This window comes from Pseudoduganella chitinolytica, assembly GCF_029028125.1.
In the GTDB taxonomy this organism is placed as follows: Bacteria; Pseudomonadota; Gammaproteobacteria; order Burkholderiales; family Burkholderiaceae_D; genus Rugamonas; species Rugamonas chitinolytica.
On sequence record NZ_CP119083.1, the window covers coordinates 2,521,259 to 2,535,728 of the forward strand.

General features: G+C 66.2%; 12 protein-coding genes and 1 pseudogene. 8 read left to right on the top strand and 5 right to left on the bottom strand.

The genetic code is table 11. The features are described 5' to 3' along the window. Positions 1 to 2: 2 nt before the first annotated feature. The gene (senA, locus tag PX653_RS11085; RefSeq protein WP_277417934.1) at positions 3 to 1,205 is read right to left on the bottom strand and encodes a selenoneine synthase SenA; all 1,203 of its coding nucleotides are present in this window, start codon (positions 1,203 to 1,205) and stop codon (positions 3 to 5) included. A gap of 14 nt (positions 1,206 to 1,219) precedes the next feature. Here senA and senB point away from each other — a divergent pair, with 14 nt between their 5' ends. From senB to leuA, 3 genes are all read left to right on the top strand, one after another. Further along, on the top strand, positions 1,220 to 2,227 hold the full coding sequence (senB, locus tag PX653_RS11090) for a selenoneine biosynthesis selenosugar synthase SenB (RefSeq protein WP_277417935.1): 1,008 nt from the start codon (positions 1,220 to 1,222) through the stop codon (positions 2,225 to 2,227). Continuing rightward, complete coding sequence (gene selD, locus PX653_RS11095) at positions 2,217 to 3,263, top strand: selenide, water dikinase SelD (RefSeq protein ID WP_277417936.1); 1,047 nt, start codon at positions 2,217 to 2,219, stop codon at positions 3,261 to 3,263. Before senB ends, selD begins: the two co-directional genes overlap by 11 nt. 502 nt (positions 3,264 to 3,765) lie before the next feature. After that, on the top strand, positions 3,766 to 5,454 hold the full coding sequence (gene leuA / locus PX653_RS11100; RefSeq protein ID WP_277417937.1) for a 2-isopropylmalate synthase: 1,689 nt from the start codon (positions 3,766 to 3,768) through the stop codon (positions 5,452 to 5,454). A 207-nt stretch (positions 5,455 to 5,661) separates the two neighbouring features. Here leuA and PX653_RS11105 read toward each other — a convergent pair whose 3' ends face one another. Beyond that, the gene (locus PX653_RS11105) at positions 5,662 to 6,498 is read right to left on the bottom strand and encodes an IS4 family transposase (protein ID WP_277417938.1); all 837 of its coding nucleotides are present in this window, start codon (positions 6,496 to 6,498) and stop codon (positions 5,662 to 5,664) included. Between PX653_RS11105 and PX653_RS11110 the strand changes: the two are divergent. Further along, positions 6,449 to 7,620, top strand: a pseudogene (locus PX653_RS11110) (IS3 family transposase); the annotation flags it as partial. The gene PX653_RS11105 and the pseudogene PX653_RS11110 overlap by 50 nt on opposite strands. Before the next feature lie 127 nt (positions 7,621 to 7,747). Here PX653_RS11110 and PX653_RS11115 read toward each other — a convergent pair. From PX653_RS11115 to egtD, 3 genes are all read right to left on the bottom strand, one after another. Beyond that, positions 7,748 to 8,254 carry a hypothetical protein gene (locus PX653_RS11115; protein WP_277417939.1) on the bottom strand — a complete coding sequence of 169 codons (507 nt, stop codon included), beginning with the start codon at positions 8,252 to 8,254 and terminating at the stop codon, positions 7,748 to 7,750. Between the two features lie 405 nt (positions 8,255 to 8,659). Next, positions 8,660 to 9,910: an ergothioneine biosynthesis protein EgtB gene (gene egtB / locus PX653_RS11120; protein ID WP_277417940.1), complete on the bottom strand. Its 1,251-nt coding sequence runs from the start codon at positions 9,908 to 9,910 to the stop codon at positions 8,660 to 8,662. Positions 9,911 to 9,923: 13 nt separating this feature from the next. Continuing rightward, positions 9,924 to 10,925: an L-histidine N(alpha)-methyltransferase gene (gene egtD, locus PX653_RS11125; RefSeq protein ID WP_277417941.1), complete on the bottom strand. Its 1,002-nt coding sequence runs from the start codon at positions 10,923 to 10,925 to the stop codon at positions 9,924 to 9,926. Between the two features lie 221 nt (positions 10,926 to 11,146). On the opposite strand from egtD, the gene PX653_RS11130 reads away from it, so the two are divergent. From PX653_RS11130 to phnE, 4 genes are read left to right on the top strand one after another with little or no spacing between them, the layout of a single operon-like run. Continuing rightward, positions 11,147 to 11,995, top strand: a complete 849-nt coding sequence (locus PX653_RS11130; protein WP_277417942.1) for a putative selenate ABC transporter substrate-binding protein — start codon at positions 11,147 to 11,149, stop codon at positions 11,993 to 11,995. Between the two features lie 3 nt (positions 11,996 to 11,998). Then, the gene (locus PX653_RS11135) at positions 11,999 to 12,832 is read left to right on the top strand and encodes a phosphonate ABC transporter ATP-binding protein (protein ID WP_277417943.1); all 834 of its coding nucleotides are present in this window, start codon (positions 11,999 to 12,001) and stop codon (positions 12,830 to 12,832) included. 2 nt (positions 12,833 to 12,834) lie between these two features. Further along, positions 12,835 to 13,680: a PhnE/PtxC family ABC transporter permease gene (locus PX653_RS11140; RefSeq protein WP_277417944.1), complete on the top strand. Its 846-nt coding sequence runs from the start codon at positions 12,835 to 12,837 to the stop codon at positions 13,678 to 13,680. A 2-nt stretch (positions 13,681 to 13,682) separates the two neighbouring features. Continuing rightward, the gene (gene phnE, locus PX653_RS11145; RefSeq protein WP_277418557.1) at positions 13,683 to 14,462 is read left to right on the top strand and encodes a phosphonate ABC transporter, permease protein PhnE; all 780 of its coding nucleotides are present in this window, start codon (positions 13,683 to 13,685) and stop codon (positions 14,460 to 14,462) included. The last annotated feature ends 8 nt before the right edge of the window (positions 14,463 to 14,470 follow it).

Here is a 14,470-nt window from a genome sequence, read left to right on the forward strand (position 1 = left end):
GGTCATTTCCAGGCGCAGGTGCGGAAGCCGCAGAACAGGTCGTCGCGCTCGGGCTTGAAGAAGTTGCGGAACTTGGCCGAGCCGAAGCGCGCCGGCGTGGCGAACGATGCGCCGCGCAACACCTGGTGGGTGCCGAACCACGGCTGCGAGTACTCGCGGTAGCGGTCCGGCGCAAAGCCGGGATACGGCTCGAAGGGCGAGGCCGTCCATTCCCACAACTGGCCCCAGCGCAGCGCCGGATGACCGGACAGCGCGGCGTATTCCCACTCCGCTTCCGTCGGCAGGCGCCGGTTGGCCCAGGCGCAGTAGGCCTGCGCCTCGTACAGGCTGACGTGGCGCACCGGTTCATGCGGCGCCAGCGTGGTCGCTTGGCCAAAGCGCGCGGTGATCCATTCACCGCCGTCGCGCTGCCAGTAACGCGGTGCCGAGCGCTCCTGGCGCATCAGCCACGCGGCCCCGGCGTCGCTCCAGAACTGGCGGTTGTCGTAGCCGCCGTCGGCCACGAAGTCCAGGTACTGCGCGTTCGTGACCAGGGCGCCGTCCATGCGGAACGGCGCGACGTGGACCGGATGGGCGAACTTCTCGTTGTCGAACACGAAGCCGTTGGCGTCGACCCCGCAGCCCAGCTGGATGGTCCCGCCCGGGAAGCCGATCTCGCCGGGCGCGGCAACCAGCGGCTCGCGCCCCGCCAGGTGCGGCGGCGCCTGCAGTCCCAGGGTCTGCAGCGTGTACAGGAACGCCTCGCCGTGCATGTCCTCATGTGCCAGCGCCAGGCGGTACGGATACAGCGCCTCGTCCGTGTTCGGTTCGCGCGAGAGCTTGTCCAGCACCCGGTCCAGCACTTCGTGGCAGTAGGTTTTCACGCCGCCGGGCGTGGGCAGGTCCAGGTTCCAGCGGCTGCGGTGCGGCACGCTGGCAGAATCGAACCAGTCGTCGCCCTTGCTCAGGAGCGAGGGCCGCTGGGCGTCGGCCGGATGGCTCGACAGCGCCTCGCGCAGCACGAACCACTCGGCGAACCAGGCCGTATGGCCCAGCTCCCACAGGGGCGGATTGACGATGGACAGGTACGGCACGTTGGCGTTGACGTCGTAGCCGGCCTGCGCGAAGCAGTCGAACAGCGCCAGCGTATAATGCCGCGCAGCCGTCAGGGCCTCGGCCAGCTGCTGCGTGCGGGCATAGCGAAATGAAGTGGTAATCGAATTCATCCCAGGATTGTAGCGTGCAGAAGACAGAGCGGCCCCTCGTGTGCATCGTCAGCCCGGCCATGGCCGCGGCCAACAACGGCAACTGGCAGACGGCCGCGCGCTGGGCGCGTTTCCTGCGCACGCGCTGCCGCGTGATGATCGCGCAGCAGTGGCGCCCTGACGCCGCCATGCCCGCGCCGGACTTGCTGATCGCCCTGCACGCGCGCCGCTCGGCCGATTCGCTGGCGGCGTTTCGCGCGGCCCACCCGGACCGCCCGACGGTACTGGTGTTGACGGGCACCGACCTGTATCGCGACATCCACGACGACATCACGGCCCAGGCCTCGCTGCGCGCCGCGACGGCACTGGTGCTGCTGCAGGACGCCGGCATCGCCGAGCTGCCGCCGGACGTGCGCGCCCGCGCCCACGTCATCTACCAGTCGGCCCCGAGCCTGCAACCATGGACGGCGCCGCGCCGCCATGCGGAGATTGCCATGATCGGCCACCTGCGCGACGAAAAGGATCCGGCCACGTTCATGCGCGCGGGGGCGCTGGTGCAGGCCCCGCGCGCGCGGCTGCTGCACATCGGCGGCGCCCTCGATGCGGCGCTGGGCGAACTGGCGCTGGCGACGCAGGCACAAACGCCGCGCTACCGCTGGCTGGGCGCCCTGCCCCGCGCCCAGGCGCGCCAGCGGCTGCGCCGGTGCCACGCGATGGCGATCTGCTCGCGCATGGAAGGCGGCGCCAACGTCATCATCGAGGCAGTGACGAGTGGCGTGCCGGTGCTGGCCAGCGACATCTCCGGCAACCACGGCATGCTGGGCGACGACTACGCCGGCTATTTCCCGCCCGGCGACGCGACCGCGCTGGCAAGGCTGATCGACCGCAGCATCGCCGATCCGGCGTTCCATGCGACGTTGCGGGCGCAGTGCGCCGCCCGTGCGCCGCTGTTCGCCCCGGGCACCGAGCAGGCAGCGTTGCTGGACTTGGTGGATAATCTGGGGCTACTACCTCGCAAGGCGACTTACTATCATGGCAACTGAACCGATCAAACTGACTTCCTTCTCCCATGGCGGCGGCTGCGGCTGCAAGATCGCTCCGGGCGTCCTGTCCGAAATCCTGAAGAACTCGCATGGCTTCCCCGTGCCGAAGGAACTGCTGGTCGGCATCGAGACGGCGGACGATGCGGCCGTCTACCGGCTCAACGACGAGCAGGCGCTGATCGCCACCACCGACTTCTTCATGCCGATCGTCGACGACCCGTACGACTTCGGCCGCATCGCCGCCACCAACGCGATCTCGGACGTGTACGCGATGGGCGGCACGCCGATCATGGCGCTGGCGCTGGTCGGCATGCCCGTCAACAAGCTGCCGCTGGAGACCATCGGCCAGATCATCAAGGGCGGCGAATCGATCTGCGCCGAGGCGGGCATCCCCATCGCGGGCGGCCACACGATCGATTCCGTCGAACCGATCTACGGCCTCGTCGTGATGGGCCTGGTGCACCCGTCCAAGGTCAAGCGCAATGCGGACGCCAAGGCGGGCGACGTGCTGGTGCTGGGCAAGCCGCTGGGCGTCGGCGTGCTGTCGGCCGCGCTGAAGAAGAACGCGCTGGGCGAGGAAGGCTATGCGGCCATGATCGCCAATACCACCAAGCTCAATAAACCGGGCAAGGCGCTGTCGGAACTGGCGGGCGTCCACGCGATGACGGACGTGACGGGCTTCGGCCTCCTCGGCCACCTGCTGGAACTGGCGCGCGGCGCCAACCTGACGGCCAGGCTGGAGATGGCCCGCATCCCGCTGCTGCCGGGCGTCGAGCAGCTGGCGCACGACGGCTTCTTCACGGGCGCCTCCGGGCGCAACTGGGATGCGTACGGCAAGGACGTGACCCTGGCGCCGTCGGTCACGCCGGCGCAGCATACGCTGCTGACGGACCCGCAGACCTCCGGCGGCCTGCTGGTATCGTGCGCGCCGGAGACGGTGGACGAGGTGCTGGCCCTGTTCGCCCGCGAAGGCTTCGGCGACGCCGCCGTGATCGGCGCGATGGCCGACGGCGCGCCAAGAGTCGAAGTCGCGTGATCGAGTGAAGCACAGCGGTGACGGGCACCCCGGGTCGGCGACCCGCAGTGCCTGTCCCCCGGGTTCCTGCCAGCCCATCGATAACGCTTGACAACGCCCGACAGCTCCCCTTACATTGGATGCATGTTCATGCATCCGCATCTATCCGCTTTCCTGCTATCGCTTGCCGGCCTACCGCTGGCAACGCGCCTACTAGCACGCGCCTGATTCGTTTCACCTCGTTTCACACACTTCGCGCGTCGCACGCTGTACCCCAAGCCGGCCACAAGCCGCACCGTCTCACACCAGGAAAGATTGCACCGATGTTCATCACGGCCATCCATCGTCCATTCGTCGCATCCGCTGTCGTCACTGCACGTCCGGCACTGCTCGCGCCAGCGCTACCGACCGGTTGCCTGGTCTAGCGCCCCGTGGCCACCAGGCAGCCCGTCGCCACACAGCAGTTCCGCGCCGGCAGCGGCCCGCGCGTCTTTCCCAACATTCGAGAACCCAGGAGTACACCATGATGCTGCAGAATCCTTCGGCCAAATACCGCGCCTTCCCGCCTGTCCAGCTGACCGACCGCACGTGGCCGAACAACACGATCACCAACCCGCCCATCTGGATGAGCACGGACCTGCGCGACGGTAACCAGGCGCTGATCGAGCCGATGAGCATCGAGAAGAAGCTGCGCTTCTTCGACCTCCTGATCAAGACGGGCCTGAAGGAAATCGAAGTGGGCTTCCCCTCCGCGTCGCAGACGGACTTCGACTTCGTGCGCAAGCTGATCGAGGAGGACCGCATCCCGGACGACGTCACCATCATCGTGCTGACGCAGTCGCGCGAAGAGCTGATCCGCCGCACCGTGCAGGCGGCGGCGGGCGCGAAGCAGGCCATCGTCCACCTGTACAACTCCGTGGCGCCCGTGTTCCGCAAGGTGGTATTCGGCATGTCGCGCGAGGAGATCACCAATATCGCCACGACGGGCACGACGCTGGTCAAGGAACTGATCGCGCAGCATCCGCAAACCGACTGGGGCTTCGAGTACACCCCGGAATCGTTCTCGACGACGGAGCTGGATTTTTCCAAGCACATCTGCGATGCCGTCACGGCGATCTGGCAGCCGACGCCGCAGAAGAAGATGATCATCAACCTGCCCTCCACCGTCGAATGCAGCACGCCGAACGTGTATGCCGACCAGATCGAATGGATGTCGCGCCGCCTGGCCCGGCGCGACTCGCTGATCATCAGCGTCCATCCGCACAATGACCGCGGCACCGCTGTCGCGTCGGCCGAACTGGCGGTGATGGCGGGCGCCGACCGCGTCGAGGGCTGCCTGTTCGGTAATGGCGAACGCACCGGCAACGTGGACCTGGTCACCCTGGCGCTGAACCTGTACACGCAAGGCGTGCACCCGGGCCTGGACTTCTCCGACATCGACGCCGTGCGCAAGATCGTCGAGGAATGCAACCAGCTGCCCGTGCACCCGCGCCATCCGTACGTGGGCGACCTGGTATTCACCGCGTTCTCCGGTTCGCACCAGGATGCGATCAAGAAGGGCTTCGCCCAGCAGCAGCCGGACGCGTTGTGGGAGATCCCGTACCTGCCGATCGACCCGCAGGACCTGGGCCGCAGCTACGATGCCGTCATCCGCGTCAACAGCCAGTCCGGCAAGGGTGGCATGGCATATCTGCTGGAGCAGGACTACGGCCTGGTGCTGCCGCGCCGCCTGCAGATCGAATTCTCGCGCGCCGTGCAGGCCGTGGCCGACGAGACGGGCCTGGAGATCACGTCCGAAGGCATCCACCAGATCTTCGAGCGCGAATACCTGGCACAGACCGCGCCGTATGCCTACGTGTCGCACAAGATGGTCGAGGACAGCAGCGCCGACGAGCCGGTGCAGATCGACATCGCGCTGCTGCACCAGAAGGTGCCGCTGGCGCTGCAAGGTGGCGGCAACGGCCCGATCGATGCGTTCGTCGACGCGCTGGGCCTGGACATCAAGCTGATGGACTACCACGAGCACGCCATCGGCCACGGCGCCAATGCCAAGGCGGCCTGCTACGTCGAGCTGCGCCTCGACAACGGCGCCACCCTGTTCGGCGCCGGCATCGACAGCAATATCGTCACCGCGTCGTTCAAGGCCGTGCTGTCGGCCGTGAACCGGCAGTTGAAGGTGCGGGAGGCGGTGCAGGCTGCCACTGCAGCGTGACGCTTGGGGTCTGTCCCGTCTTTTGGGACTGACCCCGAAGTTTTCTCAATACTCCCGTGACGCCAGCAAACTTCAGGGTCGGTCCCCTGCGGGGACAGACCCTGAACCTCAACATGCCAGGCGGATTTCCGTGAACTGCCACTGCGCCGCCGCGGGGAAGAAATTGCGGTGCCGCTTGGGGTCTGTCCCTGAGCCTTCCCCTCATTTTTAATAGATGAGTACTAGACTAGCCAGCTCCTGCATAGCTTCGCGGAGCTGGCTGTGCGTCAGCCTTCGATACCTGACGTCGGCGAGCCATTGGCGAGCTAAGGAAACGATAGACACAGTTTTCGCGGATTTGGGTTTGCTGCCGTAGCGCATACGATAGCCCCGACTTTGCGCAACGATGCCGATGATCCATAGGGCGAAGCTGAGCAAGGTGCCGATAAGAAGTAATGCGGCGAGACGCTTGGGTTGGCGTGTTTGACTGTGGCGAATCCCCATCCCCCACCGCGGGTTTTTGAGGTCGCGGAAAGTCTGTTCGATTTGCATGCGACAGCTGTATAAGGCGACGATCTGTTTTGCACGCAGCTTCGATAGCCCTGGTGAGACGGACAACAGCCAGGGTTCGGATTGTCCCTTACGCTGTTTGTTGCTGTGATGGCTGCCGGCGTCATTGCCGAAGACGGTTAATTTCTTTCGTCCTTGGGGCGACTTCTTCACCAAAGTCAGACGGCATTTCACCAAGCGCGATTGGGTATGTTCGAACCGTCCCAAATCGCGTGGGACCTTAGTGGCGTGAGGGTAAAGCTCTTTGCAAGGCTGCCACTTCGTGGTGCCTTCTGCGCGAACCGTGTCGAGATTACGAATTCTACCGATCCAATCGTAGCCGAGCTCGCCGAGCATCTGGAACCAAGTCCCCCGAAAGCCCGCGTCGGTGATGATCACTGGACTATAGTGGATCCACGATTTGAGACGGTGGTTTAAGCTGTTGTCCGCGAAAGGATGACAGACTATGAGTGAAGGTAAAAAACGCAGGGTGCACAGCGCCGACTTCAAGAGCAAGGTGGGCTTAGAGGCAGTGCGCGGAGTGAAGACGGTGACGGAAATCGCACAGGAATTCGGCGTGCATCCCGTGCTGGTCGGGCAGTGGAAAAAGGAGATTCTGGAGAACGCTGGGGCGCTGTTCGATACCAAGCGTGGCCCGAAGCCGGTCGATGAAACGAGCCCGGAGGATAAGCTGTACAGCGAGATCGGCCGGCTCAAGATGGAAGTGGATTGGCTTAAAAAAAAGCTGGGGGAATGAGCCGCGAAGAGCGCCTGGGCTGGATCGAACCGGAGCACGCCGAGATGCCGATAACGCGCCAGTGCGAACTTGCCGATGTACCACGCGCGACGGTATACCGGCGGCTGGAAGCGGCATCGCGACAGCGGTGCGAGGACGAAGAAGATCTGAAGCTGCGCGCGCTGATCGACGAGGAATATACCAGCAGACCGTTCTACGGCAGCCGGCGCATGGTAGTGTTTCTGCGTGAGCGCGGCCATGTGGTGAACCGCAAGCGTGTGCAGCGGCTGATGCGGGAAATGGGCTTGGCAGGCATGGCGCCGGGGCCGGCGACGAGCAAGCCGCATCCGCAGCACAAGGTGTATCCCTACCTGCTGCGCGGTGTGGCGGTAACGCGCCCTAACCAGGTGTGGTCTACAGACGTGACCTATATCCGGCTCGCGCGTGGCTTTGCCTATCTGGTGGCGATTATCGACTGGTACTCGCGGCGCGTGCTGGCCTGGCGAATCAGCAACAGCATGGATGCGTCGTTCTGCGTGGACTGCCTGGAGGAAGCGCTGCGTGTGCACGGCAAGCCCGACGTGTTCAACAGCGACCAGGGATCGCAGTTTACGAGCACGGCATTCAGCGGCGTGCTCAAACGTGAAGGCGTAGCCATCAGCATGGACGGACGCGGTCGAGCGTTGGACAACATCTTTGTCGAGCGGCTGTGGCGCAGCGTGAAATACGAAGACATATACCTCAAGGGGTACGGAAACATGGCCGAGCTGACGCTCGGCCTGGCTCAGTACTTCGTGTTTTACAACGGCACACGTCCGCACCAGTCTCTGGGATACCGTACGCCTGCCGATGTCTACCGCAGCGGCAGCGGTGGGGGCGCGCTGATCGTGGATAAGTACGGCCAGACCAGCATCGCCGAGGCTGTGGAGCCGTGCCGGGAGCAGCCACTGGAAGATACCCCTCTCCAGCGGCCCGGTGAGAGAATTACGGGGCAGCGCCGAGCAGCTGCAAAAATGAAGACAGACCAGCTTAAATTATCGGCCTCAGTGTCTTGACGAAGGGGTCCACTTTAGGACTGCGGTGTGGAGGCAGTACCGTCCGTAGAGTCTCCAGGAAACGATGATGGACTTGTCTGCTGCCATACGACTTGGTTGGATGCAGCTCCTCATAAATCGTGATCGCACGCCCCTCCACCACCACGGCGGCGCGCAGCAAATGCTGACTTACATCCGGCAGCAAATCAGACCAATCGACGATTACTGCAATGCGCTCCTGATGCGGCAGGAGGTGGTGCGCCAAGGCCTTGAAGATGCTTACCCGCTCCTTGGCCAAGTGAGCGTTACTTAGAAGGCGGTCGATGCGCTTGATCCGATAGCGTAGGCTTACTTCACTTTCTAGCGCCTTGCTCATTCCCATCATTGCCAGCCCGCCGCTGCGGGCCGCTTCGACAGCATCGGCCAAACATCTCCGCCGTTTGGCGTGCATCGCGGAGCACTGATCGGCCAAAAACTTCTGTATGATTTGCTGTGCATGCATGGTCTGTGCCTTTCATTCGCAGTTTAGTCGCTACGAATAAAAGGGCTAACACAGCCATGCATGCGCCGTTTTTGGGATTGAAAGTTAACAGCTTCCGCTTCCGTTTACAACAGAAATTTGTGGGGAAGGCTCAGGGTCTGTCCCGTCTTTTGGGACTGACCCCGAAGTTTTCTCAATGCTCCCGTGACGCCAGCAAACTTCAGGGTCAGTCCCCTGCGGGGACAGACCCTGAACCTCAACGCGCCAGCCGGATCCCCGTGCACTGCCGCTACGCCGCCGCGCGGAAGAAATTGCGGTGCCGCTTGGGGTCTGTCCCGTCTTTTGGGACTGACCCCGAAGTTTTCTCAATGCTCCCGTGACGCCAGCAAACTTCAGGGTCAGTCCCGTAGGGACAGACCCTAAACCTCAACGTGCCAGGCGGATCCCCGTAAACTGCCACTGCGCCGCCGCGGGGAAGAAATTGCGGTAGCTGACCCGCGCATGACCCGCCGGCGTTGCGCACGAGGAGCCGCGCAGCACGTACTGGTTCACCATGAACTTGCCGTTGTACTCGCCGATCGCGCCCGCCGCCGGCTTGAATCCGGGGTACGGCGCGTAGCTGCTGGCGGTCCACTGCCAGCAATGGCCGAACAGCTGGCGCAGCGCACCGGCGTCGGCCAGCTCGCCAGGATGCGCGAAAGCCGGCACGTCGCCGGGCAGCGCGCCATAGGCGCGCGCAGCGCATTCCCACTCCCCTTCCGTCGGCAACCGTGCCCCCGCCCAGTGCGCGTAAGCGTCCGCCTCGAACAGCGACACGTGCGTCACGGGCCGGTGCGGGTCGAGCGGCTGCAAGCCCGCCAAGGTGAATTCATACCAGTTGCCGGCGTCGTCGCGCTGCCAGTACAGCGGCTGTCGCAGGCCCTGCGCGCAGGCCCAGTCCCACCCTTCGGCCAGCCATAGCGCCGGCGTGGTGTAGCCGCCCGCCTCGATAAAGGCCAGGAACTCGCCATTGGTGACGAGCCGGGACGCCAGCGCGAACGGTTCGACGAACTGGCGGTGGCGCGGCAGCTCGTTGTCGAAACAGAAGCCGTCGCCGTCGTGGCCGATCGTCACCACGCCGCCCTCCACCGGCAGCCAGTCCAGCGGGCTAGCCGGCGCCGCGGGCAGCGCCCGTTCCAGGTAGGCCGGCCACAGCGCGCTTTGCGCCAGCAGGTGCTTCACGTCCGTCAGGATCAGTTCCTGGTGCTGCTGCTCGTGCTCCACGCCCAGCGTCAGGAGCGCGGCCAGGCGTTCGCGGGCCGCGCCATCGGCCAGGCTGCCCAGCAGAGCGACGATGCGCTCGTCGACGTTGGCGCGGTACGCCTTGACCTCGTCCAGCGACGGCCGCGTCAACAGCCCCCGCTTGGGGCGCGGATGCTTGGCGCCCACGCCGTTGTAGTAGGAGTTGAACAGCACGCGGAACGCCGGGTGGAACGGCGCGAAGCCTGGCTCCAACGCCTCCAGGATGAAGGTCTCGAAAAACCATGTGGTGTGCGCCAAGTGCCATTTCACCGGACTGGCATCGGGCATCGACTGCGCGCCGCAGTCCTCGGCCGACAAGGGCGCGGCCAGCGCCAGCGTGTGGCCGCGCACGGTCCGGTAGCGGGCGGTCCACAGGCCCGGATCGGTCATCAGCATGACGTTATCCCCTTCAGGCGCTGGCGGCGCGCGCGTGCATGACGGCGAACCACCCCGCTTCGTCGGTCCAGACGGCGTCGGCGTGGAAGCCCGCCTGGGCCAGCAGGTCGGCGAAGCTGTCGCGCGTATATTTATAGCTGTCTTCCGTGTGGATGCGTTCCCCGCGGGCGAACTGGCGCTCGCCGCCCGGCCAGCGCACGGTCAATGCCGTGCGCGCTTCCAGGTGCATCTCGACGCGGCTGTCCTCGGCGTTGAAGAACGCCACGTGCCGCCACTGGCGCACGTCGAAGTCGCTGCCGACCAGGTGGTTCAGGTGACGCAGCATGTTCAGGTTGAACGCGGCGGTGACGCCGATCGCGTCGTCGTAGGCCGCATCCAGCACGGCGGCATCCTTGATCAGGTCCACGCCGATCAGCAGGCCGCCGTCGTGGGACGCGTTCTCGCGCACGCGGCGCAGGAATGCGATCGCCTCGTGCGGCGCGAAGTTGCCGATCGACGAACCGGGATAGAAGAACACGCGGCGCTGCGGCGTCACCTCGGGCGGCAGCAGGAAGGGGCCGGACAGGTCCAGCGCCAATGCGTTCATCGCAATGTCCGGGAAGCGCTGGCGCAGCCGGCTCACCGCTTCGTTCAGGAAGTCGCGCGAGATGTCGATCGGGACGTACTGTTTGGGTCGCAGCAGCGGGAACAGGCTGGCAGCCTTGGCGCAATTGCCCGCGCCCAGGTCGATCAACGTGGCACCGGTGCCCACGCGGCGCGCGATATCCTCGCCGTGCCTCGCAAAGATGGCTGCCTCGGTGCGGGTCGGGTAGTACTCCGGCAGCTCGCAGATGGCTTCGAACAGGCGCGAACCGAGGCTGTCGTACAGGTACTTGGGCGAGGTCGCGGCCTGGCGGGCCAGCAGGCCCCGGGCGATCTCGGCGACGGTGGCGGGGGCGCCGTGGGCGGTACGGGGTAGCGCAGGCGCGACGGATGGCGAAAGCGCGCGCAGCGCGGCAGTACGGGTCATGGACATGGCGTCTCTTTCTTGGCTGGTCTCCGGCCTGGCGTGCGGCTCGTGCACGCGCCGGGACTTGTTGCTTCAGTGAATCACGCAGCGATGGGACTGACCACGTAGCCGGCGGGCAAGGCACCGGCAACATTTTTGCTATCATAGCCGAATCGTGGATGTGCGGCGCCCAGCTGGGTCGGGCGTACCGCCACTCTTTCCAACCATCGTCACCTATTGGCCTCCCCATGAAACTGATTTCCTTCCTCGCCGCCGGCATGTTGCTGGTGTCCGGCTCCTCGTTCGCCCAGCAGGTGCTGCGCGTCTCCGCCATTCCCGACGAAGCGCCGACCGAACTGCAGCGCAAGTTCAAGCCGCTGGGCGAGTACCTGGAGAAGAAGACGGGCATGAAGGTCGAGTTCACGCCGGTGACCGACTATGCCGCCTCCGTCGAGGGCCTGATCAACAATAAGCTGGACATGGTGTGGTTCGGCGGCTTCACGTTCGTGCAGGCCCGGGAACGCAGCCGCGGCCAGGTCGTGCCGCTGGTGCAGCGCGTGGAGGACGAGAAGTTCCGCTCCGTCTTCATCACCACGTCGCCCGCCATCACCAAGCTGGCGGACCTGAAGGGCAAGACGCTGTCGTTCGGCTCCGAGTCGTCCACGTCCGGCCACCTGATGCCGCGCTCGTTCCTGCTGGCCGCCCAGGTCGATCCGGACAGCGACCTGAAACGCATCGCCTTCTCGGGCGCGCATGACGCGACCGTGGCGGCGGTTGCCGGCGGCAAGGTCGACGCGGGTGCCCTCAACATCTCGATCTGGCAGAAGCTGGTGGACGAGAAGAAGGTGGATCCCGCCAAGGTACGGGTGTTCTACACGACGCCGCCCTACTACGACTACAACTGGACCGTGCGCGCCGACATGCCGGCGGACCTGAAGAAGAAGATCACGAACGCCTTCCTGGCGCTGGATGCCGGCACGCCGGAAGGCAAGCAGATCCTGGAACTGCAGAAGGCATCGAAGTTCATCCCGACCCGCGCGGAAAACTACACCGCCATCGAAGCGGCCGCGAAAAACGCCGGCCTCCTGAAGAAGTAAACGATGACGCCAACCGGCTCCGCTCCTGTCTACCGACTGGAACGCCTGGTGGCGCGCCACGCGGGCGGCACGCGCGCGCTGGCATTGCAGCAGATCGACCTGCGCATCGGCGCCGGCGAACAACTGGCGCTGATCGGTCCTTCCGGCGCCGGCAAGACCACGCTGCTGGCCACGCTGGCATGCGCGCACCGGCCCGACGGCGGCACGTTCCAGGCCTTCGGCGCCGATCCCTGGACGCTGTCGGACGCCGCGCGCCACCGGCTGCGCGCGCGGCTGTTCCTGGCGCCGCAAACGCCGCCGCTGCCGCCGCGCCAGCGCGTCGTCACGGCCGTGCTGGCGGCCCGCCTGCCGCAGTGGAACCTGTGGCAGGCGCTCGTCTCGCTGGTCAAGCCGAAGGACCCGGAAGCGGCCTACCGCGCGCTGGTGCGCTTCAACCTGGGCGACAAGCTGTACGCCCGGGTCGACCGCCTGTCCGGCGGCGAACGGCAGCGCTGCGGCCTGGCCCGGCTGTTGCTGTCGAGTGCGCAGGTGCTGCTGGTGGACGAACCGCTGTCCGCGCTCGACCCGGCCCTGTCGCAACTGACGCTCGCGACCCTGCAGCAGGAAGCGGCCAGCCGCAAGGCCGCGCTGGTGTGCAGCCTGCACCAGGTCGACCTGGCGCTGGCGCATTTCCCCCGCATCGTCGCGCTCAAGGACGGCAGGGTGGCGTTCGACCTGCCACGCGAGCAGGTGACGCAGGCAATGATCGATGAGCTGTACCTGAACGAACGCCCGCCCGCCAACGGGCCGCACGAGCCCGACCTGGCCACGCCGCTGGCCGTGGGCGCCTGCCTGTAGCGATGCACAATCTTCCCGCCGTTTCCGCTGCCGAGCGCCATCCCGATCCGGCCTGGCGTTCGCGCGTGACGTGGACGCTGCTGCTGCTCGTCGTGCTGTGGCCGATGGCCGTCGTCAGCGAATTCCAGCCCGCGCTGTTGTTCGATACGGCCAGCCTGGCGGCCACGGGCCAGTTCCTTGCCGCGTTCGTGCCGCCCGCCCATTCGCCCGAGTTCCTGGCCATGCTGCTGCGCGAGACGTGGCAGACGGTCGCCATCGCCACTGCCGGCCTGACCCTGGCGCTGCTGGGCGCGATTCCCGCCACGCTGGTCGTCACCGAGCGCCTGTCCATTTCGCGCCTGGGCACGGGGCGCATGGCGCTGCTGCCCGCCGCGGTGCGCCAGCTGGTGCGTTGGCTGCTGGTGCTCTTGCGCAGCGTGCCGGAACTGGTGTGGGCCCTGCTGTTCGTGCGCATCATCGGACTGGGCCCGACTGCCGGGGTGCTGGCCATCGCGCTGACCTATTGCGGCATGCTGGGCAAGGTCTACGCGGAGATCCTGGAATCTTCCGAGCGCCACGCCAGCGACACGCTGCTGGCCAACGGCGGCTCGCGCCTGGCCGCGCTGCTGTACGGCGCCCTGCCGGAGTCGGCCTCGGAACTGGTGTCGTACACCGTCTACCGCTGGGAGTGCGCGATCCGCGGCTCCGTGGTCATGGGCTTCGTCGGCGCCGGCGGGCTGGGCCAGCGCATGGACGAGTCGATGAAGATGCTGGCCGGCGGCGAGGTGGCATCGATGCTGCTGGTGTTCGTGCTGCTGGTGGCCGGCGCCGACGTCGTCTCGAAGCAGTTGCGCCGGAGGCTGGGATGACGATGCCCTCGCCGCCGCCGCGCCGCCGGTCCGGCCTCCTGTTCGCGCTGGCGCTGGCCGCGCTGGTCGGGGCCAGCTTCGCCAGCCTGCCGCTGCACCTGGGGGCCCTCTTCACCCGCGAGGCGGCCAGCAGCGCGGCCGAGTTCCTGGCCGGTTTCGCGCCACCGGAACTGGCCAGCGGCTTTCTTGCCAAGACGGCGCTGGCAACGGCCGAAACGCTGTCGATGTCGGCGCTCGGCACCTTGCTGGCCGTGCTGGCCGGGTTGCTGCTGGCAATACCCGCCGCCGGGCGCTTCGGCCGCGTGCCGCGCGGGGCCGTGCGCGCCCTGCTCAACATCCTGCGGTCGATTCCCGAGCTGGTGTGGGCGTCCGTGCTGCTGATCGCCGCCGGCCTGGGACCGTTCCCCGGCACGCTGGCGCTGGCGGCCCATACTGCCGGGGTGCTGGGCCGCCTGTTTGCCGATGCGCTGGAGAATGCGCCGGCCCTGCCGGAGCAGAGCCTGCGCACGAACGGGGCAACGCCGCTGGCGGCGTTCTTCTACGCGACATTGCCGCAGACGCTGCCCCAGATGCTGTCGTATGCCTTGTACCGCTGGGAGAACAATATCCGCGCCGCCGCCGTGCTGGGTGTCGTCGGCGCCGGCGGGCTGGGGCAGATGCTGAAGTATCACCTGTCGCTGTTCCAGATGCCGAAGGCGGCGACGGTGATCCTGGCGATGCTGCTGCTGGTGGCCCTCGTGGATGCCGCCAGCTTCGGCCTGCGCCGGCTGTTGACCCGCTGATCCACCTT

What these genes read in the sequence shown, in the direction of transcription:
- senA (WP_277417934.1), bottom strand. Translation starts at nt 1,205, where the DNA reads ATGAATTCGATTACCACTTCATTTCGCTATGCCCGCACGCAGCAGCTG.
- selD (WP_277417936.1), top strand. Translation starts at nt 2,217, where the DNA reads ATGGCAACTGAACCGATCAAACTGACTTCCTTCTCCCATGGCGGCGGC.
- leuA (WP_277417937.1), top strand. Translation starts at nt 3,766, where the DNA reads ATGATGCTGCAGAATCCTTCGGCCAAATACCGCGCCTTCCCGCCTGTC.
- PX653_RS11115 (WP_277417939.1), bottom strand. Translation starts at nt 8,254, where the DNA reads ATGCATGCACAGCAAATCATACAGAAGTTTTTGGCCGATCAGTGCTCC.
- egtB (WP_277417940.1), bottom strand. Translation starts at nt 9,910, where the DNA reads ATGCTGATGACCGATCCGGGCCTGTGGACCGCCCGCTACCGGACCGTG.
- egtD (WP_277417941.1), bottom strand. Translation starts at nt 10,925, where the DNA reads ATGTCCATGACCCGTACTGCCGCGCTGCGCGCGCTTTCGCCATCCGTC.
- PX653_RS11130 (WP_277417942.1), top strand. Translation starts at nt 11,147, where the DNA reads ATGAAACTGATTTCCTTCCTCGCCGCCGGCATGTTGCTGGTGTCCGGC.
- PX653_RS11135 (WP_277417943.1), top strand. Translation starts at nt 11,999, where the DNA reads ATGACGCCAACCGGCTCCGCTCCTGTCTACCGACTGGAACGCCTGGTG.
- PX653_RS11140 (WP_277417944.1), top strand. Translation starts at nt 12,835, where the DNA reads ATGCACAATCTTCCCGCCGTTTCCGCTGCCGAGCGCCATCCCGATCCG.
- phnE (WP_277418557.1), top strand. Translation starts at nt 13,683, where the DNA reads ATGCCCTCGCCGCCGCCGCGCCGCCGGTCCGGCCTCCTGTTCGCGCTG.